At 62.0% G+C, this 21183-nt stretch carries 13 protein-coding genes; 3 read left to right on the top strand and 10 right to left on the bottom strand.

All coding sequences use genetic code 11. The annotated features are described in order from the left end of the window. Window positions 1-12: 12 nt before the first annotated feature. Genes BW979_RS04235 through BW979_RS04225 form a run of 3 tightly spaced genes read right to left on the bottom strand, consistent with a single transcriptional unit; the run spans window position 13 to window position 8775 of the window. Window positions 13-1524, bottom strand: a complete 1512-nt coding sequence (locus tag BW979_RS04235; RefSeq protein WP_076383244.1) for a TolC family protein — start codon at window positions 1522-1524, stop codon at window positions 13-15. Window positions 1525-1564: 40 nt separating this feature from the next. Next, the gene (locus BW979_RS04230) at window positions 1565-7876 is read right to left on the bottom strand and encodes an Ig-like domain-containing protein (protein WP_076383243.1); all 6312 of its coding nucleotides are present in this window, start codon (window positions 7874-7876) and stop codon (window positions 1565-1567) included. Between the two features lie 53 nt (window positions 7877-7929). Then, window positions 7930-8775, bottom strand: coding sequence for a sulfotransferase family protein (locus tag BW979_RS04225; RefSeq protein WP_047230434.1), 846 nt, complete (start codon window positions 8773-8775; stop codon window positions 7930-7932). A gap of 249 nt (window positions 8776-9024) precedes the next feature. On the opposite strand from BW979_RS04225, the gene BW979_RS04220 reads away from it, so the two are divergent. Both BW979_RS04220 and BW979_RS04215 read left to right on the top strand, forming a co-directional pair. Then, on the top strand, window positions 9025-9612 hold the full coding sequence (locus BW979_RS04220) for a phage tail protein (RefSeq protein WP_047230435.1): 588 nt from the start codon (window positions 9025-9027) through the stop codon (window positions 9610-9612). A 46-nt stretch (window positions 9613-9658) separates the two neighbouring features. Next, a complete protein-coding gene (locus BW979_RS04215) occupies window positions 9659-9970 on the top strand; it encodes a DUF6916 family protein (protein WP_047230436.1) in 312 nt (103 codons plus the stop codon). A 120-nt stretch (window positions 9971-10090) separates the two neighbouring features. On the opposite strand, the gene BW979_RS04210 is transcribed toward BW979_RS04215, so the two are convergent. From BW979_RS04210 to BW979_RS04195, 4 genes are read right to left on the bottom strand one after another with little or no spacing between them, the layout of a single operon-like run. Beyond that, the gene (locus BW979_RS04210; protein WP_047230437.1) at window positions 10091-10582 is read right to left on the bottom strand and encodes a GNAT family N-acetyltransferase; all 492 of its coding nucleotides are present in this window, start codon (window positions 10580-10582) and stop codon (window positions 10091-10093) included. A gap of 9 nt (window positions 10583-10591) precedes the next feature. Continuing rightward, complete coding sequence (locus tag BW979_RS04205) at window positions 10592-12688, bottom strand: biotin/lipoyl-binding protein (protein ID WP_047230438.1); 2097 nt, start codon at window positions 12686-12688, stop codon at window positions 10592-10594. Between the two features lies 1 nt (window position 12689). After that, the gene (locus BW979_RS04200) at window positions 12690-14009 is read right to left on the bottom strand and encodes an efflux RND transporter periplasmic adaptor subunit (RefSeq protein WP_076383242.1); all 1320 of its coding nucleotides are present in this window, start codon (window positions 14007-14009) and stop codon (window positions 12690-12692) included. Next, window positions 14006-14785 (bottom strand): efflux RND transporter periplasmic adaptor subunit, encoded by a 780-nt coding sequence (locus BW979_RS04195; RefSeq protein WP_047230440.1) that lies wholly within the window; start codon window positions 14783-14785, stop codon window positions 14006-14008. Before BW979_RS04195 ends, BW979_RS04200 begins: the two co-directional genes overlap by 4 nt. A 465-nt stretch (window positions 14786-15250) precedes the next feature. Between BW979_RS04195 and BW979_RS04190 the strand changes: the two genes are divergently transcribed. After that, entirely contained in the window at window positions 15251-15940 is a 690-nt protein-coding gene (locus BW979_RS04190; protein WP_076383241.1) for an NYN domain-containing protein, read from the top strand. A gap of 162 nt (window positions 15941-16102) precedes the next feature. On the opposite strand, the gene BW979_RS04185 is transcribed toward BW979_RS04190, so the two are convergent. Genes BW979_RS04185 through BW979_RS04175 form a run of 3 tightly spaced genes read right to left on the bottom strand, consistent with a single transcriptional unit; the run spans window position 16103 to window position 21004 of the window. After that, window positions 16103-17470 (bottom strand): HlyD family type I secretion periplasmic adaptor subunit, encoded by a 1368-nt coding sequence (locus BW979_RS04185; RefSeq protein WP_047230443.1) that lies wholly within the window; start codon window positions 17468-17470, stop codon window positions 16103-16105. After that, on the bottom strand, window positions 17460-19616 hold the full coding sequence (locus tag BW979_RS04180; protein WP_076383240.1) for a type I secretion system permease/ATPase: 2157 nt from the start codon (window positions 19614-19616) through the stop codon (window positions 17460-17462). Before BW979_RS04180 ends, BW979_RS04185 begins: the two co-directional genes overlap by 11 nt. A 38-nt stretch (window positions 19617-19654) precedes the next feature. Next, window positions 19655-21004, bottom strand: a complete 1350-nt coding sequence (locus tag BW979_RS04175) for a TolC family outer membrane protein (protein ID WP_047230445.1) — start codon at window positions 21002-21004, stop codon at window positions 19655-19657. Window positions 21005-21183: the final 179 nt, after the last annotated feature.

Here is a 21183-nt window from a genome sequence, read left to right as displayed (position 1 = left end):
GCGTACGGCCTGTTACTGGGTCACCGCCGCGGTCGGCACCGCGATATCGCCCTGGGCCCACGCCGCTTCGCGGTTGGCCAACGCCGTGGCAATGGACTGCACTTGGGTCGATTGCACTTCATCGGGCAACGGGTCGAGGCCAGCGCTGGCAAAGATCTGGCCATAGGCGTTGCGCAGGTCGGCATAGGCCAGATCCCGCCGCAAGTCAGCCTGCAGCGTATTGAGTTCGCCCTGGATCAGGTCCAGCTCACCCAAGCCGGCGGCCTGATGGCGGTTGCGCAGTTGACCCACGATCTGCCCATCGATCTCCGACAGCTGCTGGCTGGTCTTGAACTGGCGCAGCGCCTCGCGGTAATTGGCATTGGCCACGTACAGCTGCGCCAGCACGGCGATCGACATCGCCTGGCGCCGCGCCGCCGCGACCTCTTCACCGGCCTTGGCCACGTTAATGGCCGCCGGGGCGGAGATCACGTTGAACAGATTCCAGGTGACCTTCACGCCATAGTCAGCCCAGCCCTGCTCCACCAGGAACGAGTTGCTGTCGTAATGCCCCCCAGCGGAGAACTCCAGCCCAGGTAACAGGCGCAGCATGGCCTTGCGGGTTTCAGCGGCGGTAATGCGCGTCTGGTAGTCCTGCTCGCGCAGTTCCGGGCGACTGGTCAGGGCTTCCTGTTCCAGGCGCGCGAGGTCGACCTTGAGTTCCGGGATGACGTACTCATCCTGGGTGGCCAAGGTCAGCTCGGTGCCCAGGGGCAGGTTGATCAGCGTCGCCAGTTCCGTCTTGGCCAGGGACAACGCCCGGCGCTGCTCTTCGAGCTGGCGGGTGGCCTGGATCAGCGAACGCTGGTAACCCAGTGCCTGCACTGGGTCGCCAATGCGTTGCTCGCTCATGCTCTGACTGTTGCCGCGGGCCGTATCGACTCGGACCATCAAGCTGTCGATCTGCTTGAGCAGGCGCTCGGCGGCCATGGCTCGCCAGTAAGCCGAACGCACATCCTGGACGATGGTGTTGATGACTTTGCGCCGACGCTCCTGCACGATCAGCCGCTGGTCCCCGGCCTGCTTGGCGCTGATGTAACTCACGCCGAAATCGAGCACGTTCCAGACCATGGTCAGGTCGGCTACTTCGCGATCGCGGTCCTGGGAGGTCGACGGTTCCAGAGACTGGGTACCGGTTTCCACGCTCTGGCTGCTGGAAGCGCTGACGTTGTTGCGGCCCACGTAGCCGGCGTCCAGGGCCATGCGCGGCAGCATGTCGAAACTGGCCAGGTCCAGCTGACGCTTGGCCAGGGCTTCTTCCATGATCTTCAAGCGGCCTTCAAGGTTGTACTTCACCGCACGGGCCATGGCCTGGTGCAGGGTCAGCGGGCCGCTGAGGGGCTCCTGATCCTTGTACATATTCTGCAGATCGGTCCGGGCGCGCTGTTCGCTGACGCTACGCTCGATCGGCTCGCTGGTGACCGCACATCCGCTGACCGTCAACGCCAGCACACTCATTGCGAATAACTTCTGACTTCTATTCATTCCCTGGATTGCCCCTGGCTGCCCCAATTTTTTTAGTTGTTCAGGCCTGCGCCTGGCTCATGCCGACCTGTTGCAATGCCATTGCCAGGCTGTCGACCTGACGCTGCTCGGTGTCTTTGAGTTGTTGAAGTTGCTGGCCCAGGGTTGGTGCGCCGAATACCCCTTGAGACCCGTCACCGCCCTGCATCGACTGGCTGTCGAAGGCGTCCAGCGATTCACCATCGGAACCGGCATCCTGGCTGAACAGACCGGCGATCGTGCTGCTGCCGAACACCCCGCCATCGCCACCCCCGAAGCCCAGGAAGCCCTGGCCGGAGCCATCGCCCGCAGCGTCGGAGCTGAATACCTGGGCGATATAGCTCGGCGCCAGTGCACCACGGTTGATGAAAATGTCGCCGATCGGCCGAATGCCGCCGCCCACGTCGCGTTGTTCAAACAGCGGTGGAAAGCCCAGCGGCGAGCCGAGGTCACCGGTTGGCGGCGTAAAGACAATCGGCTGCAACGGCACCTCGGAGGGCGGCACGACCGTGACAGGGTCGGACGTCAGGAACTCCGGCGGTGGCTTCACATCGTTGGCCACCACGGTGTCGATGGCGTAATTGTTGGACACCGCCACGCTTGCTCCGGCGTTGCCTGTCAGGTCGCTGACGTTACTGGTGTCCAGAGCGATGAAGTTGCTCGGGTCCGTGAGGTTCACCGTGGGCGTGAACGTTGCCGTCCAGGTCCTACCGCCGTCGCTGGTGGTCAGGTTGGTCAGTTCACCGTTGGTGACGCTGAGGTCTGACAGATCGAAATCAGTCACCGGTTCGCTGAAGGTGAACGTCACCAGAGTCGTCTCGCCCGCCGTCAGGTTCGGGTCGGCGACCACGATGGTGGCCGTCGGCCGGGTGGCGTCGAGTGCGTAGTTGCTGGAAATCGCGATGCCCACGCCGGCGTTGCCGGCCAGGTCCTGCACATTGCTGGCGTCGAGCAGGATCAGGTTGGTGGCATCGTTGACGCCCGCGGTAGGCGTCAGGGTCGCCGTCCAGGTCAGGCCGCCGTCACTGCTGGTGAGGTTGGACAACACACCATTGGCGACGCTGAGATCCGACAAGTCAAAACCGGACACTGCCTCGGTGAAGCTGATGGTCACAGTAGTGCTCTGGCCGATGCCCAGGCTGGTGTCGCCCACTGTGATGGTGGCGCCGGGGCGAACCGTGTCGATGGCGTAGTTGTTGGAGTTCACCACGCCGACACCGTTGTTGCCCGACACGTTGACCACACCGCTGGTGTCCAGGCTGATCAGGTTGCTGGTATCGGTGATATTGCTCGTCGGGGTGAACGTGGCTGTCCAGGTCACGCCGCCGTCGGTGGACGAGACGTTGCTCAGTGTGCCGTTGCTCACGCTCAGGTCGGCATTGTCAAAACCGCTGACGGCCTCCGAGAAGGTGATGGTCACCAACGAGGTTTCCCCCACGCTGAGGGCGTTATCAGCCACCACGACGGTGGCCGTTGGCACCCGCGTCTCCACGGCATAATTGGCCGAGTTGGTGGTGCCTGTTCCGGTATTGCCCGCCGCATCGCTCACACCGGTATTGTCCAGCACGATCAGGTTGGTGGCGTCGGTCACGCCCAGGTCCGGCGTGAAAGTAGCGGTCCAGGTCAAGCCGCCGTCGCTGCTGCTCACCGCGCTCAATGTGCCATTTGCCACGCTCAGGTCGGCGTTGGTGAAGCCGGTCACCGCCTCGCTGAAGGTAATGGTCACTTGAGCGGTTTCGCCCGGTCTCAGCGCAGAGTCGCTCAGCACAATGGTCGCGGTCGGACGCTGGCTGTCGATGCTGTAGTTATTGGAGTCGGTCGTGCCGACGTTGACGTTGCCCGCCAGGTCGACGATACCGCCGCTATTGAGCGAAATGACGTTGCTGGTGTCGGTGACGCCAGCGGTCGGCGTGAAGGTCGCGGTCCAGGTGATGCCGCCGTCGCTGCTGCTCAGGCCGGAAATCACGCCGTTGGCAACCGTCAGGTCGGCACTGGTGAACGCGGTCACCGCCTCGCTGAAGGTGATGGTTACCAGCGAGGTCTCGCCGGCGGCAATGGCGGTGTCGGCCACGACGATAGTCGCCGTTGGGCGCACCGTGTCGACGGTGTAGTTGTTGGAGTCGGTAGTACCGACACCGGCGTTGCCCGCGCCATTGATCAGGCCGGTATTGTCCAACGTGATCACGTTGCTGGTGTCGGAAATACTGGCGCTCGGCGTGAAGGTGGCCGTCCAGGTGACGCCGCCGTCGGTGCTGCTCATGGTGCTGAGCGTGCCGTTGCTGACGGTCAGGTCCGAATTGTCGAACCCGCTGACCGCCGAGTTGAAGGTCACGGTGACCAATGACGTCTCGCCGATGCTCAGGGTGGTATCGGCAATCACGATGGTCGCCGTCGGTACGTTGGTGTCGACCTGGTAATTGTTGGAGTTGGTAGTGCCGGTGCCGGAGTTACCCGCCGCGTCACTGACCCCGGTGTTGTTCAGGGTGATGACGTTGGAGGTGTCGGTGACGCCGAGGGCCGGAGTGAAGGTGGCGGTCCAGGTAAGGCCGCCATCACTGCTGCTGACCGCACTCAGCGTACCGTTGGCGACGCTCAGGTCCGAATTGTCGAACCCGCTGACCGCCTCGCTGAAGGTAATGGTCACCAGCGAGGTTTCGCCGACGCTCAGCGCCGTATCGGCGACCACGATGGTGGCGGTCGGACGCAGGGTGTCGACGGCGTAGTTGTTCGAATCGGTGGTGCCGCTGCCGGTGTTGCCCGCGCCGTCCACCACGCCCGTGTTATTGAGCGTGACCAGGTTGGTGCTATCGCTGACGCCCGCGCTCGGCGTGAAAGTCGCGGTGTAGGTGATGTTATCGCTGGTGCTCAGCCCGCTCAGGCTGCCGTTGGCAACGGTAAGGTCGGCCAGGGTGAAACCGGTCACCGCCTCGCTGAAGGTAATTGTCACCAGCGAGGTTTCGCCGACGCCAAGGGTCGAGTCGGCGACCACGATGGTCGCGGTCGGACGCGCGGTGTCGATGGCGTAGTTGTTCGAATCAGTGGTGCCCGTACCGACGTTGCCCGCCGCATCCGCCACACCAGTGTTATCCAGGGTGATGAGGTTGCTGGTGTCGCTGACGCTAGCGCTTGGTGTCAACGTGCCGGTCCAGGTGATGCCGCCGTCGCCACTGCTCAGGCCGGTGATCGTACCGTTGGCGACCGTCAGGTCGGCGGCGGTAAAGCCTGTTACCGCTTCGTTGAAGGTGATGGTCACCAGGGATGTTTCGCCAACGCTCAGCGCGGTGTCGGCCACAACGATGCTAGCGGTGGGTCGCTGGGTGTCGACTGCATAGTTGTTGGAGCTGGTGGTGCCGCTGCCGGTGTTACCGGCCGCGTCCGCCACACCGGTATTGGCCAGGATGATCAGATTGGTGGCGTCGCTGATGCTGGCGCTCGGGGTGAGCGTCGCGGTCCAGGTGATGCCGCCGTCGCTGCTGCTCAGCCCGCTCAAGGAGCCATTGGCCACAGTCAGGTCTGCCAGGGTAAAGCCCGTGACAGCTTCGCTGAAAGTGATCGTCACCAGCGATGTTTCGCCGATATTCAGCGCAGTATCGGCCACCACGATGGTGGCGGTGGGACGCAGCGTGTCGATTGCATAGTTGTTCGAATCGGTGGTGCCGGTGCCAACGTTCCCGGACAGATCGGCAATGCCGGTGTTGTTCAGTGTGATCAGGTTGGTGGTGTCGCTGATGCTGGCGCTCGGGGTCAGTGTCCCGGTCCAGGTGATACCGCCGTCGCTGCTGCTCAACCCGGTAACCGAACCGTTGGCAACCGTCAGGTCAGCGGTGGTAAAACCGCTCACCGCCTCGTTGAAGGTGATGGTCACCACCGAGGTTTCACCGACCCTGAGGGCAGTGTCGCTGACCACGATGGTCGCTGTCGGACGCAGGGTGTCGATAGCGTAGTTGTTGGAGTTGGTCGTCCCCACGCCGGCGTTGCCATTGAGGTCCGCCACGCCGGTGTTATTCAGGACAATGAGATTGGAAGTGTCGGTGATCGCAGCGTCCGGTGTGAAGGTGGCCGTCCAGGTGATGCCACCGTCGCTGGAGCTCAGGCCGCTGATCGAGCCGTTGGCCACCGTCAGGTCCGCTGCGGTAAAACCACTGACCGCTTCGGAGAAAGTGATGGTCACCAACGAGGTTTCACCGACCCGAAGGGCAGTATCGCTGACCACGATGGACGCCGTGGGCGCCACGGTGTCGTTGACCACGTAGTTGTTCGAGTCGGTGGTGCCCACGCCGGCATTGCCGGCCAGGTCGGCAACCCCGGTGTTGTTCAGGGTGATGATGTTGGTGGTGTCGGCGATGTTGCTGGCCGCGGTCAGAGTGCCGGTCCAGGTGATGCCACCGTCGCCGCTGGTCAAGGTGCCGATGGTGCCGTTCTGCACCGTCAGGTCGGCCGCAGTGAGGCCGGTGACAGCTTCGGAGAAGGTGATGGTCACCAGCGACGTGCCACCGGAGTTCAGGTTGGTATTGGCCACCACGACGGTCGCGGTGGGCGGCGTCTCGTCCGGCACATAGTTGGTGTTGATGGTGCCGCCGTCGCCGTAGACGTTGGCCACCGACGCCGGCGAAACACCCGCGGTGCCGGCACTGGTCCCACCCACGCCGCTGCCACCGACGTTGCCGGCCAGGGCGGCGAAGTTGGCGGCGGTAATCAGGATCGAGCCTTTGTTCCAGATGGCCCCGACACCGACGCCGCCGGCACCGCCCGTGTGGTTGTAACCACCACCAGCGCCACCGCCACCACCGCCGCCACCTGCACCGACGTTGTTGGAAATAACCGAGTTGCCGATGATTCGCAGGGTCGCGCCGGTGTCGTTGTAGATACCACCGACCGCTCCGCCACCGGCGCCGCCAATATCGTTATAGCCGTCGCCACCGCCACCGCCACCGATGGATAGCCCACCGCTGACGGCTGTACCGCCTGCGGAGCCCGTGCTGTAGCCCGGATACGCGGAACCGCCAGCCCCGCCGGTGGAGGAACCACCACGCCCGCCCATGTTGAAGAAGCCCCCCCCGGCGCCGCCCTGGCCGGCCGAGCCGTTGGAGCCCGTGGCGTTGAGGGTATCGCCGCCCTTGCCGCCCGTACCGCCAGTGATCGCGCCACCGCCGCCACCACCGCCGCCGGCGTATTGCGGCGTGACACCACCACCGCCGCCGCCACCCGAAGCGGCGTTCGCGGTGACGGTGACGTTCCTCAGGGTCAGGGTGCCGGCGTTATAGATCCCGCCGCCCTTTGACACCAGCGCATCGTCGCCGCCATTACCGCCGTTACCCGCCACCATACCGCGAGTAATCACCAGGCCATCGAGGGTCGCCGTGGTGCCGGCCGTCACGTTGATGATCTGGGTGCGGTATTGCCCATCGAGGGTGACGTCGGCCACGTTGTCGTTGTTGAGATCGCCATCGATGGTGACGTTCTTGTCGACCACCAGCACCTGGGTCAGCGCGACAGTCATGCCGGCATTGAACGTGACAATGTCACCATTCTGCGCAGAATCCAAAGCGGCGCGCAGAGAACCAATACCGGAATTGAGGTTGTTGGTAGCGGTCCAGGTGGCCAGGCCCCATTGGTACTCGCTCATGGCATTGGCAGAGAGCACGTTGGCGCTTTCGATGTTGCCGGTGGCGATTTCCAGGTCCCAGTCGCCGCCAAGGCCCGTGCGATCGATGGACGCCGCCACGTCGCGGCCGGTCAACTGCGCCAGTGAATTGACCAGGCTCAGGCCACGGTCACCTTCAGCGGTGTAGCAGCCATAGATCAGAATATCGCCACCGGCGTTCATGTCCTGGCCGATCTGCGCCAGCACCTCGCTGCGGGCCTCAACGTTGTCCGCCGACAGGTAGCTGTTGCCCAACCAGAGATCGCCGGCGTTGCCGTGGGCGATGATCTGCACCGAGCTGATGCCTTGGTGGGTGTCCAGGTAATCGGCGATCTGTTGCAGGCCGTCCTTGGTGGCATCCAGTTGCACCACCTGGGTACCGGGCGCAACGCCTTCAAGGAGGCTGGCCGAGTCCTTGACCCGGGAATCGACAAACACCACGGCCTTGCCGGGCACAGCGGCCTGGGTGGCATCGGTCTGCCCTTGAGGCGCGTGGCTGTCTGAAGCCTGGTCAGCCGCAGGCGTCTTGGCCGCGTCTGCAGTGGGCTGGGCGTCCGCCTGTGCGGCATCGGCCACGGTCGCCGCCACCGCGCCGTCGAACAGCATTCGCGGCTCCAGGGACATGATCATTGGCGATGCCAGGGCCTGTGCGCCCTCGGTTACCCGCGATTTGCCTTTGCTCCACCACATGACGTTCACCTGGACTCGAACTTTTTAAACACGCAAATGAAAAAAACCGCGAGTCAACTGACCGCGGCGTCGGTTTTCATACGAATGACATTGGCGGCGCTGGCGGACCCATCGCGCCAGAACGACAACTCGGCATACTTTTCAAACAGATCCGGCGGCAACAAGGTCCGCCGGGCTTGCGGCGCGACCTTGGGCTTGACCTTGTGCAGGCCGGCAACGCCCAAGGCCTGGTCGAAGGCCGGTGCGTCGTAGGTCAAGTGATTGAAGTCGTGTTCGAACCAGGGCTCACCGATGAACTCGTACACCAGGCGCATCACCCGCTCCGGGGCTTGGCTCAACAGGTCATAGTCGACGATCAACATGGACTCGGCGTTTTCGCCGTAATACGCCTCTTTGAGCGCTGTCCAGGCAAAGCCAACCAGGCGGTTGCGCTGGGCCAGGGTTTCGCAGCGGCTGTAGACGGTGTTGCGCTCGTCATCGTCATTGAACAGCTTGGTGTTCTCGAACGGATTGGCGCGGTAAAGCCGCTCCAGGCTGTCCAGCACCCAGGCGACGTTGCGCACGCAGGCGATGGTCTTGGCCTGGGGGAACAGGTCCTGCAACGCAGGCAAGCGGGCGCACCACTGGCGATTTGTATCGAAGATGACGGGTTTGTCGGCCTTGTCGGCGTAGTAGGAGTCGAACAGCCCGCGCAACAGGCGACGGCGCAGGTCGGTGTCGATCACCGAGCCAAACTCACTGCCGGCGCTGCATTGCTGCAGGACGCTGCTGAACAGCGAACCGACGGGGCTGGTCATGCCGGCATGAAAGCGCGGGTTCTGCAGCAAAATGGCAGAAAGCAGGGTCGAGCCCGAGCGCGGTAAACCGGAGATAAAGTGAAACTGCGGCAATCCCTTCACCTTGTTTGTATTCCATTTGTAGCGCAAAGCGTAGCTGAGGAAATAATCCGCGACTAGTACTACTTTGATATCAAACCCAGCCAGATCTGTAAAAAAGATGGACGGTATAGGCGCCATGCGAACCTGAATCGATTAAGCCACTGGACAACATTTTTCCTCCCTTCCAGCCCAGCAGAATGAAATATCTCGGTCTACGCTCAGCCGTGCGTGACGAGTCGCCATACCAATAACCTGATGGATGAGGATTCTATGGAAGTATTCATCGGCACTATCCAGTCGTTCGCCTTCAACTTCGCGCCCAGAGATTGGGCCCTGTGCAACGGGCAGACGCTTGCCCTTTCCCAGTACCAAACCTTATTCGCCCTGATCGGCGTGACGTACGGGGGCAACGGCCAGACCACCTTCATGCTCCCCAACCTGCAGGGTCGCCTGCCCATGGGCATGGGCAACGGTTTGGGCCTGACGCCGCGTGTCATCGGCGAAATCTCCGGCACCGAAAACGTCACCGCGACGCAGGCCAACCTGCCCGCGCACACTCACGCCCTCACAGGGGCTACCGCCGCGACCGCTTTGCAGCTGGCGAACCCGGCCAGCAATCCGGTGAATACTCCAACGGCCACCAACTCGTTCATCGGCACCTCGGGCACCGGACCGGGCGCAGCGAATATCTATTCCGACCAGCTCGGCGCTTCACCGGTAGCGCTGCAAGGCGTGACCACCACCATCAGCGGCACGGTGTCCCCAGCGGGAAGCAGTACACCGATGGCGATCATGAACCCGTTCCTGGCGATCAACTTCAGCATCGCCCTGCAAGGCTTTTTCCCCTCCCGTAACTGATCACCCGCCGGAGGGCTGCGGTCCTCCGGCCTTTTGGAGCGCCGAGATGCTGCTGCAAGTCCAAAGCCGTCATTTCCAGCCGCTGCTGGGCCAGGTCAGCAACCTGACCCTACCCGATGGAAGTACCCTGCCCGTGCGGTTCGAAACCCTCGAGCAAGCACCTCGGGCGAAGATGCCGAACGCTGAGCGCATGCCGTTCAGCGTGGAGTTCAACAGCCTGCAGAACACGGACTTCGTGGACGGGCCCTGTGGCCTGGAGGTGCCAGAACTGGGAAGACTCGAAGGGGTGTTTGTGTCGCGGATACCGCCCATGGGACGGGATCCGGCGCTGGGGTATTTCTACATTGCGTTTAACTGAAGACTGATGATCCCTTGTGGGAGCGAGCCTGCTCGCGATGACGGTGGCATAGCCAACATCACTTCAAACTGAACCACCGCTATCGCGAGCAGGCTCGCTCCCACACGAGCCAGAAGCAGCTCAGTTCCCCTTCGGATACCAAACCAGCCGCTCCGCCGCCGGGTTGCGCTCCTGCACTTCAAAGCCCAATGCCAGGTAATGCTGGCGTGCGTGCGGGTTACTGCTCCAGACCACGGTCGCCACCGGGCAGCGGATCTGTTGTGCGGCTTTCTGTACCCCTTGCAGCACGGCCCGACCGTAACCTTGCCCGCGCGCCTGGGGGATGAACGCCAGGTACAGCACACGGATTTCATTGGGGCCAAAATCAGTGCTCAAGGCGCCAATGGCGGTGCCGAGCTTTTCCACGACGTAATGCATGGCGTTGGGGAAGTTATCCCCAAGCCCTTGCTCCTGCACCTGGAACTGCTGTGCGATCACCTGCTGTACTTGCTCGTGCTCGCCGTCGATCCATTGCAGATCCGCTCGCGCCGTCTGGTAAAGACTCTGCAGAAACGGCCCATCGCTGACCTGCGATGGCCGTACCACCAACCCCTCCGCCGCCACTGAATTCATGCTCGCTCCTTAAAACCCGCTTTCCCTGACACCCAGCGCCGCCAGCCGACGCCAGGTCGCTCCCAACACCGACTCACCGTGCCCCTGCAACACCACTACGCCACGCAGCGGTTGCGCCGGCGCAGGCGTGTTATCAACAGCACTCAAACGCACGCCATATTGCGCCTGCACCGGCTCCGCCCGTTGCTGCGAGTCACGCCGTACCGCGATCGGCCCGTGGTGATCGGACGTCAACGCCTGTTGCTCGACCCAGGCCACGCCATTGGTATCGATCTCGTTCAATTGCACGGCAATCGAGGGGTGCATTGGATCGTCAGCAATGAAACGCCCCGTGGCCCCGGGTTCGACCCGCCAAAGCTCGGCTTCGGTCAGGTAGCCGCGTAAGCGGGAGTCGGCCTGTACCACCCGCGCCAGCGGCTGTGTGGGCGACAACCAGCGCCCCACCGACAACTGTGGTAACAGATCACGCACCTGTCCGGCATGGGGCGCGCGTAACAGCAGGCGCTCACGCTGGGCGACCAGGCCCCGGTATTCGGCCACCGCTTCGGCCAGTTGTTGTTCGACGATACCGGCATCGGCGGCGGTTTCGCTGCGGCCGGCCTGGCGACGCATCTGTAACTGCTGGATCTCGATTTCCCGCCGCACAATCGCCAGGCGCGAAGCCATGTCCGGTGACTCCAGCTCGATCAACACATCGCCCTGGGCCACGGTCTGGCCGTCATGCACATTCACCTGTTTGATCCGTGCCGCCACCGGCGCATGCAAGGCACTGGCGCGACCGGCCTCAAGCATGACCGGTACCTCGACGGCGCTGCGCCAGGGCAACAGCAGCGCCAACGCCAACGCCAGTAACACCAGGCCACTGAGCAGCACTCGCGGACCATGGGCCTGCTCGCGCCGGCTCCACCACTGCCGCCATTCGTTCACGATGGGCATAAAAATGAACCACACCAATTCCACCAGCATCAGGAAAATGCCCAGCACCTTGAAGAACAGGTGATAGACCGCCAGGGCAATACCCAAAAACAACGCCGCGCGCCATAACCAGGCGCCGTATCCCCACACCAGCAAGCGACGACGCATTGTCGGCGTCCAGGGTTCCGGAGCCGGCGCGCCATAACCGAACAAGGCTTCACGCAAACGCCAGCGGCACAACGCAAACGCTCGCCCCTGGAGGTTATCCACTGCCCAGAAATCACTGAGAAGAAAATAACCGTCGAAGCGCATGAAGGGGTTCAGGTTGATGATCAACGTGGTGATCCAGGTGGCGCTGGCCAACATGAACGCGGCAGTGCGGGCCGGTCCGTCGGGCAACAGCGACCAGGCCAGCAACGCGATGCACGCCAGCAGCAATTCGGCCAGTACACCGCCGGCGCCGATCAGCAGCCGGGCACGACGATCATTGACCCGCCAGGCGTCGCTGACGTCGGTATAGAACATCGGCAACAGCACCATGAATGCCACGCCCATGCTCTGCACACGGCAACCGGCGCGCTTGGCCATGAAGGCATGACCGAACTCGTGGCACAACTTGGCGAAGAACAACGCCACCGCGAATGCCAGCGCGCCACCCAGGCTGAACAGGTGCGGAAACGTCGCCACGAAGCGCTGCCAGTCCCGCGACACCAGAAAAATGCCCACGCCCAGGGTCAGCGGCATGCCATACCGCAGGATGGCGGGCCCGTACCGCGCGAGAAAAGGCCAGGCGCGGTTGAGAAAAGCATCCGGGCGCCACAACGGAATGCGAAAAAACAGATACTGGTGCAGCAGGATCTGCCACAGGCTCTGACGCTGGGCGGCCGTCTTGAACTGATAGCTGTCGCGCTGTTGCGGGTCCATGGCGCTGATCAGATCGTGACCTCGCAAAAAGCCCAGCAATTGCTCCAGCGATTCATTATTGAGCGGAAGGCCCGGCTCACGGTTCGCGGCTTGCAGCACCTGTTCCGGCTCACCAAGGGACCAGTGCCGCAGCATGCGCATCGCCGCCGCGCCAAGCTTGAAATAGCGCCCGCGTACCGGATCGGCCAGGGTCCATTGAGGGGAGCCGTCCGGGTCCGGGGCGGCAGGGGACAATTGCAGGTCTGGCCGCAGGCTCGGCAGTCCCATGCTACAGACCCACGCTCTGGCGCAAGCCGGCCAGTGGTCGACGCAACAGGTACAGCGCCAGCGGGGCGCGATCGCCGAAAATTTTCGCCGTGCCCCGCAGACCGATGCGCGGCGCCGCGTCATCAAAACGCGCGTCCAGGCGATACGCCAGTTGCCCCGCAGCGGTGGGTTGCGCCTCGTAGGCCGAACGTTCGAGCCTGGCCAGGTGTCGCTGCAACGGATCACTGTCGAGGAACAACGCCACCTGGGCACCGGGGGCCAGGTCAATCGCGTCGCCCACCGCCAGCTCAATACGCAATTCGGCCTGGTTCGGGTCGGCGATTTCCATCAACCGCTCCCCCGTCTGCACCGGCTTGCCGAGCCAACGTTCTGCATCGGCAAATACCGCAATACCGTCCCGTTCAGCGCGCACTTCACTGCGTTTGAGCAACTCGATTGCATAGTCGCGTTCGGCGCGTTTCTGCTCGACGCGAGCGGCCAACAGATCAATCTTCGAGCTCGACTCGGCATCGGCAAACGCGCGCTGAGCGTTAGCCTTGAGTTCCGCCTCGGCCACGCCCAACACGCGCTCGGCCACATCGGCCTGGGCCTTGAGACTGGTGCTTTCGAAGCGCAATAGCAAGTCGCCGCTCTTGACGCTCTGGTTGGGTTTGACCAGGAATTGGGCGATCACCCCGTCCAAAGGTGCCGCCACCACCTGCCCGCCCAGCGGCACCACTTCGGCCGGGGCCAATACCGACTGTCGGACAGGAACCAGCAAGCCCAACAGCAGCACCGCCACCAAGGCGACCTGACGCTTGCGGGTCCAGCGCAAGCGCCACGGTTTGCGCGGTTGCAGCGCCAACCAGGCGTGGCTATAGGTGTCGCCCAGTTGCGACAGCAGCACTTGTTCAGAGGGGGGCCATGGCAGGTCACGGGCCAGCCACAAACCGCCGAACACCTGCCCCTGATGATCGATCAACGGCAGCCAGAACACCTGCCCCGCCGACAGGCTTCGCCAGTCCGCCTGAATGGAGTCGCTCACCCCATCGGCGGCAATTACCCGGGCCTGGTTCAGCAAGCCTTTTTTGAATAGCTGCGCCACCGCCTGCTCGACAAACGCCACGAACGGTGCGTTCGGATCCACGGCACTGACGCCGGTCACCGCCTGGACCTTGCCGGCGATCAACAGCGCGGCATGGCGGAACCCGAACAGGGCCTGACCATCGTTGACCAGGCTGTAACTCAGTTGCGCCGGGGTACGCGCAGCCCGCGTCTGGCGCTCCAGGTCGAGGAATCGGGCAAATACCTGTTCGGCGCTGCCCGTGATCGGCGCGTTCACTTGAACTCCGCGAAACGCGCCGTACCGCTCATGCCGGACAACAGCCCCTTGGCGTCAGGCAGCGTCGCCACCAGCAGCAAAGTCTGGCTACCCTCGTCGATGCGCGCGCCAAGGCGTTTGACCGTCGCTTGCAGCGGCTGGCCGGTTTCATCGGGGACAAAGGTGAAGGACTGGCCCGGCTTGAGCCTGCCCATCCAGCGCGAAGGCACCAGCAGATGGATTTCCAGGGTGCGGTTGTCCACCACGTCCAGCAACGGCGCGCCGGCGGCCACGCTTTCATAGCGCTGGACCTCGCGCGCCACCACCTGTCCATCGAACGGCGCGATCACGCTGCAGCGCTTGACCTGGACCTGATAAACCTGGGACTGCGCCTGCGCTTCGCTGAGCCTGGCCTCGGCGCGTGCCACTTCGAAACGCCCGACCGATTTCAACGCCGCCAATTGCTTGTTATGGGCCAGTTCTTCACTGGCACCACGGCTCGCGGCCCGAGCTGCATTGAGCTGAGCCTGGTACGCTGAACAATCGAAACGCGCCAGGGTATCGCCCTGCTTGAACGACTCCCCCTCACTGAACGGCAACTCGACAATTCGTCCAGCCAACTCACTGGCAAGCACCGCCTGATCCCGTGCCCGAAGCACGCCACGCGCCTCATTGCCGCTCGGTGCACTGGCCCTGACGCCGCTCTCGAGCAGCGGATCATCGGAAACAGGCGTCTGCGCCTGCACCCAGCACGTTACAAAGACCAACCCCCAAACCCAACTACCTGAACGCCGCATAACCGTTACTCCCTGACGGATGGGCGGAGTCTACGACAGCGGTGGGGGGCGTCAAGGGAGTAGCAGGGAGGAGGAAGCAATCTCTTGTTTCAAAAAGACCAAAGAGGAGATCAAAAAGCGCTCGGTTTTTGCTGGGATGAGTCGGTATCAAATCCCACAGAATCTTGAGAGCTTCCACTCATACAAAACGGCTTTCGGTGATGGATCTCTCGTATTCTCCGCAGGAGCCCTCAATTTCGTAACAAACGCTGACAGATCAAACAAAGAATAAGTTTGACCTCCCACCGCGCATACGCTCAACACTGATCTGCCGGTGAAAAAAGGTAAACCAAACAGCAGTTGACGCCATGTCACGCTCAACTTAGGATGGCTTTACTCAACCCCGTACGCAGAGATTCAATTTTCTGGCCGTTGGGGTGAAAAAACCGGCTTAGGCCGGTTTTTTCGTTTCTGGGGATTGAGCTTGTGCGAACCGCATTTTTTGTAGATGGCTACAACCTGTTCTATGGGCTGCTCGCGGACACACCTTACAAGTGGCTGGATCTGCGAAGTCTGTTGTCGCATATCGCGCATATCGAAAATCCGCAGAGCACCACTTCCTCGGTTGATTACTTCACCTCCTCGGTCAAACCGTCATTGGCCACCCGGGGTCAAGCATCAAAAGAAGCGCAAGACACTTATATTCGCGCCCTGAAGAGCACCCATATCTGTGTCCATTACGGTCACCATCAACTTGAACCTGCCAAGGCCCCTCGCTTTATTGATAGAAAGACGAAAGCGTCTCGCAACGACAAAGTCGACATCTGGAAGCTGGAGGAGAAAGAAACGGACGTTCACATAGCAATCAGCATGTATCGAACCGCTGCCAAGCAAACGAAACTGAAGCATCATGAACGGTTGGAGCAGTTGGTGCTTGTATCCAGCGACACCGACATGACGCCGGCCTTGAGAGCCGTACGAGAAGACTTTCCTGCAATAACCGTCGGCGTCATTCTTCCCCACAGAGCCGAGCTGAATCGCCCGTCTCCAGGTTCGCTAAAGCAGCACGCCCACTGGACACGCCGCGTTGTCACCTGTGAGGAACTCCAATCCCACCAGTTCCCCACCCGAGTACCCACCCACAAAGCCCCCGCTATCAAACCGGATTACTGGTAAACCCCTGCAGCCGGATATACCGACGCCCAGCTCCGATACCTCTAGTCCTACCGTGGCAAAGCACTATCGCGACACAGCCAGTCACCCTGTGGGAGCGAGCCTGCTCGCGACGACGTCAGCCCAGACAACTCAGCATTTGTGACGAGGAGGCCCGCTCAAACACTACCGCTCGTGCAACGCCTCGGCCCGCGCCTTGATGATGGGTTTGAGCAGGTAACTGAGTACGGTTTTCTTGCCGGTGATGATGTCCACCGAAGCCACCATGCCCGGGATGATCAACAGGGGTTTTTCAGGGGTGCCCAGATGACTGCGCTCGGTGCGCAGCTTGATGATGTAGTAAGTGGTTTTCTTGTCTTCGTCGGTGATGGTGTCGGCGCCGATCTGCTCCAGCTTGGCTTTCAGCCCACCGTAAATGGTGTAGTCGTACGCGGTGAATTTCACCGTGGCGTCCTGGCCGGGGTGCAGGAAGGCGATGTCCTGGGGACGGATTTTCGCTTCCACCAGAAGGGTGTCGTCCAGGGGCACGATTTCCACCAGGTCACTGCCGGGCTGGATGACCCCGCCGATGGTGTTCACCAGCAACTTGTTGACGATACCCCGCACCGGCGAGGTGACCAGTGTACGGCTTACCCGATCCTCCAAAGCCTTGCCGGTGGCCTGGGCCTTGTTCAGGTCGGTACGCGCCTCATTGAGTTGGGTCAGGGCTTCGCTGCGGAACTTGCCGCGCGTCTCATCGATCTTGCGCTGCACTTCCTTGATCGCCGATTCAGCGCGGGGAATCGCCAGTGTCGTGGCGTCGAGTTGCCCACGGGTTTCGACTTCAGCCCGCTTGAGCCGCAGCACTTCCACCGGTGACACCGCACCCTGGGCTACCAGCGGTTCGGACATGTTGATCTCCTGGCGTTGCAACGACAGGGCGGAGCGGTACTGCGACTGCTTGGAAACAAACTCGCGCAACTCCTGCTGACGCTGGATCAACTGCTCCTGCAACCCGCCGATTTCATCGTGCAGTTGCTGGCGGCGGCTGATGTACAGCGACTCTTCGCTGGCGGCCTGGCGCGGAACCGCCTTGAGCACGTCCTCCGGGAAGTTCAGCGGCCGGTCATCGACTTCGGCACTCAGCCGCTCGACCCGCAACAACATGGACAACCGATCAGCCTCGGTCTCCCCAACGTTGGAGACAAACCGAGTGTCATCCAGACGAATCAACGGCGCGCCGGCCTCGACGATCTGCCCTTCGCTGACAAACAGCTCGGCAACGATCCCGCCTTCCAGGTTCTGGATCTTCTGGATCTTGGACGACGGAATCGCCTTGCCGTCGCCCTTGGTCACTTCGTCGACCTGCGCGAAGTTGGCCCACAGCAACAGGAAGACAAAGAAGCCGATGATCCCCCAGATCGTCAGCCGCACCACTCGCGGAGCGTCTTCGATCAGGGCTTTGTTGACCTCAGGCAGAGGCTGGCCATGCAGCGAGTCCGAGCCCTTGAAATAGCGGCCCACGGCATTTTTCAAACCCGACTTAAGCAACACTGATCTGCCCCTTCTTCAACGCTTCCATCACCGCGGCTTTCGGGCCGTCGGCGAGGATCTGCCCACGGTCGATCACCAACAGGCGGTCCACCAGCGACAGCAAGGATGCCCGATGCGTCACCAGCAGCACGGTCTTGTTTTCCACCACGGCGGCCAGGCGCTGTTTCAAGCGTTCCTCACCGGTGTTGTCCATGGCGCTGGTGGGTTCATCCAACAGCAGGATGGGCGGGTTGAGCAGCAGCGCGCGGGCCAGGGCGACGTTCTGTCGCTGGCCGCCGGACAGGTTCTGCCCGCGCTCGCCAACTTGCAGTTCATAGCCTTGCGGGTGCAAGCGCGCGAACTCATGCACACCGGCAAGTTCGGCGGCCTGGAGCACCAGTTCGTCCTCGACGTAACGGGCGCCGGAGGTCAGGTTGTCCCGCAGGGTACCGGCCAGCAGCTGGATATCCTGCGGCACATAACCGATGTTGTAGCGCAGCTCGCTGACGTCGATCTGGCGAATGTCCACGCCATCCACCAACAGCGCTCCGTCGTCCGGTTGATACAGACCCACCAGCAACTTGGCCAGGGAGCTCTTGCCCGAGCCGCTACGACCGATGATGCCGATTTTTTCCCCGGGCTTGATCACCAGGTTGATGTTCTTCAGCGCAGCGTTCTGCTGGTTCGGGTAGGTGAAATTCAACTGACGGCATTCGATGGCACCCTGCAAGACCTTACGGCTCAACGGGCGCTCTTCGAAGTTGCGCTCCTGGGGCAGCTCCATCATCTGATCGACCGAAACCATGGTCACCCGCGCCTGCTGATAGCGAGTCAACAGACCCGACAGCGACGCCAATGGGCTGAGGGCGCGGCCACTGAGCATGTAGCAAGCGATCAACCCACCCATGCTCAGGTTGCCGGCAATGATCTGATAGACGCCGAAGACAATCATGATCACCCCGGCCAACTGCTGGATCAGCAAGGTGATGTTCATCGCCAGGCCGGACAGCATCTTGACCCGCAGCTCGAGGCGGCTGAGGGTGCCGATGGTTTGTTCCCACTGATACTGGCGCTCGCTCTCGGCGTTGTTGACCTTCACCGCATCCAGACCGGCCAGGGTTTCGATCAGGCTGGATTGACGCTCGGCGCCCAGGGCCATGGTTCGCTCCATGGTCGCCACCAGGGGCTTTTGCAAGGCGTAGCCGATCAGCAGGGCAATCGGAAAGGCCAGCACCGGAATCCATACCAGATGCCCACCGAGGATCGCGATGACCATGAAAATCAGCAAGGTGAACGGCAGGTCAATCAGGCTGGTAAGGGTCAGCGAGGCGAGAAAGTCCCGCAGGCTTTGGAATTCATGGATGTTCTGGGCAAAGCTGCCCACCCGTGCCGGGCGATACTTCATGGCCATGCCAACGATGCGCTCGAACAGCGTCGCCGAAATGATCAGGTCGGTTTTCTTGCCGGCCAGGTCCAGGCACAGGCTGCGCAACATCTTGAGGATCAGGTCGAACACATAGGCGCCGGTAATACCGATCGCCAGCACCCACAGGGTGGACTCGGCCTGGTTCGGCACCACGCGATCGTAAACGTTCATCACGAACAGCGGCGCCGCCATGGCGATAATGTTGATCAGCAAGCTGGCAGCGATGGCGTCGGCGTACAGCCAGCGCGAGCGCTTGAGCGTGTCGCGGAACCACGAACGCGCCCGAGGAATGAGCGTGCCGTGGTTCACGTCGAATTTGTGTTGCGGTTGAGCGAAGAACACTTTGCCGCTGTAGTCGTCGGCCAGCAGTTCACGGCTGACCGTCACTTCGCCGCCATCACTTTCGCTGAGCAGCAGACGCGCCTGGTCATCGCCGACCCAGCCGAGCAACACCGCGCTACGACCCTCCTTGAGCAACAGCAGGGCCGGCATGGCGATGGTCGGTATCTGCTCGAGCTTGCGTTGCAGCACCCGGCCTTGCAGACCGGCACGTGCTGCCGCTCGCGACAATAATTCGACGCTCAGCCGTTGCTTGGGCAACGGCAGGCCGGTGGTGAGCATCGCCGCGCTGGCCGGCTTCTGATGGAGCATGCAAAGCGCCAGCAAGCCGTCCAGCAATGGGTCGTCGTGCAGCGTGCGTGGATCATGGATGAGTTCGGCTCGACTGACTTCTGATTCCACGCTGGGCACTCTTTGCTGATCAAAACGGGATGGATGACTCAATTCATCCCAGGCAACTGGACCCTGGGCTTGACGTCATTCTGCACAACGGATGCCAACGGCGCGACAACCCCCTGACTTTTGAGCAACTGCCCCATGGTTGCCTTGATCCGATATTGGCTGAACAACTGCACGTTCTTGATCTCCGCCAGACGGCGGGAGGCGCTGAACAGCTCGTTTTCGCTGTCGAGCAAGTCGAGCAGGGTCCGCTCGCCGAGACCGAACTGCCGCTGGTAGGCGGTGCGTACGTTGGCGCTGTGATCGACGTACTGCTGGGCAATCGGTACCTGGGCGTTGGCGTTGTTGAGGGCGTTCCAGGCCAGGCCCAACTCTTCAGTCAGTTGACGCAGGGCGTTGTTGCGGATGTCCAGGGCCTGGTTCGACAGATACGACTTGGACTCCAGATCCGCCTTGTTGCTACCACCGGCGTACAGGTTGAAACGCATGCGCAGCATGGCTTGCCATTCGTTGTTGTGACCGTTCTGACCATCCAGATCGTTGTCGGCGGTACGGCCCAACTCGGCGTCGAAGCGGGGGTAGAAGCTCGACTTGGCGGCTTCGTACTGTTGCTCGGCGGCCGCGATGTCGGCTTCGGCGGAACGCAACACCGGGCTGTTCTCCAGCATCTGGGCACGGGCTTCGTTCAGGTTGGCCGGCAACAGCGCCAGAAAATCGGCGGGACGTTCCAGCTGGTCGGGCATCTGGCCCACTGCGCTGAGGTAGTTGGTCTCGGCGTCGGCCAGATTGGTCTGCTCGGTGATCAGGTTGTTGCGGGCCTGGGCCATGCGCGCCTCAGCCTGATCCAGATCGGCGCCGCTGCCCACGCCACGGTCTGTGCGCAGCTTGATTTGATCGAAGATGCGCTCGTGACTCTTGAGGTTTTCCTCGGCCAGACGTACGAACTCGCGTCGGGTCAGCACGTCCAGATAAACCTGGGCCACGGTCAATCCGGTGCGCTCGGACGCGTCCAGCAAGGAATAGGCACGGGCATTCACGGTGGCTTGTTGACGCCCCACTTCGCTGGACGTCGCAAAACCGTCAAAAACCATTTGCGTCAGGCGCAGGCTGGACTCGCTACGGTTCAAGGTTTCCCAATGATTATTGCTGCCCGAGCGGGTCGTCACACTGTCAGTACCTTCGCGACCGTACCCCGCCGCAAGGTCCACTCTAGGCAGGTAGCCGCCTTTAGCGGCCTTGAGTTGGTAGTCCGCCGCCAGTCGGCTGTTCACACCGGCCTGAATCTCAGGATGGACATCCAGCGCCTGTTGCATAGCCTGCGGCAAGGTTTGTGCTTGTACGAAACTGGCGGCGAGGGCGAAAGGTAAAGCCTTGAACAGGTGCAAACGCATGGTTGGATTATTCCCGAAACTCTTGTCTTGAATCACAGCGAAAGGTGGCGCTGCATCGGATGATGGCAACCGGGATGACCGTATGTCGGAAAGTTCGAAACAGGCAGTGAATCATGCACCGAAAGAACAGGTCGCCGCTTAAATATCAATGTGACATTACTGAAGCGATTGTTTAGGAT

It is taken from the genome of Pseudomonas sp. A214 (genome assembly GCF_900156295.1).
Classification (GTDB): Bacteria; Pseudomonadota; Gammaproteobacteria; order Pseudomonadales; family Pseudomonadaceae; genus Aquipseudomonas; species Aquipseudomonas rhizophila.
Note: the sequence above shows the minus strand (reverse complement) of the source record. Positions and strands in the feature narration are given on the sequence as shown.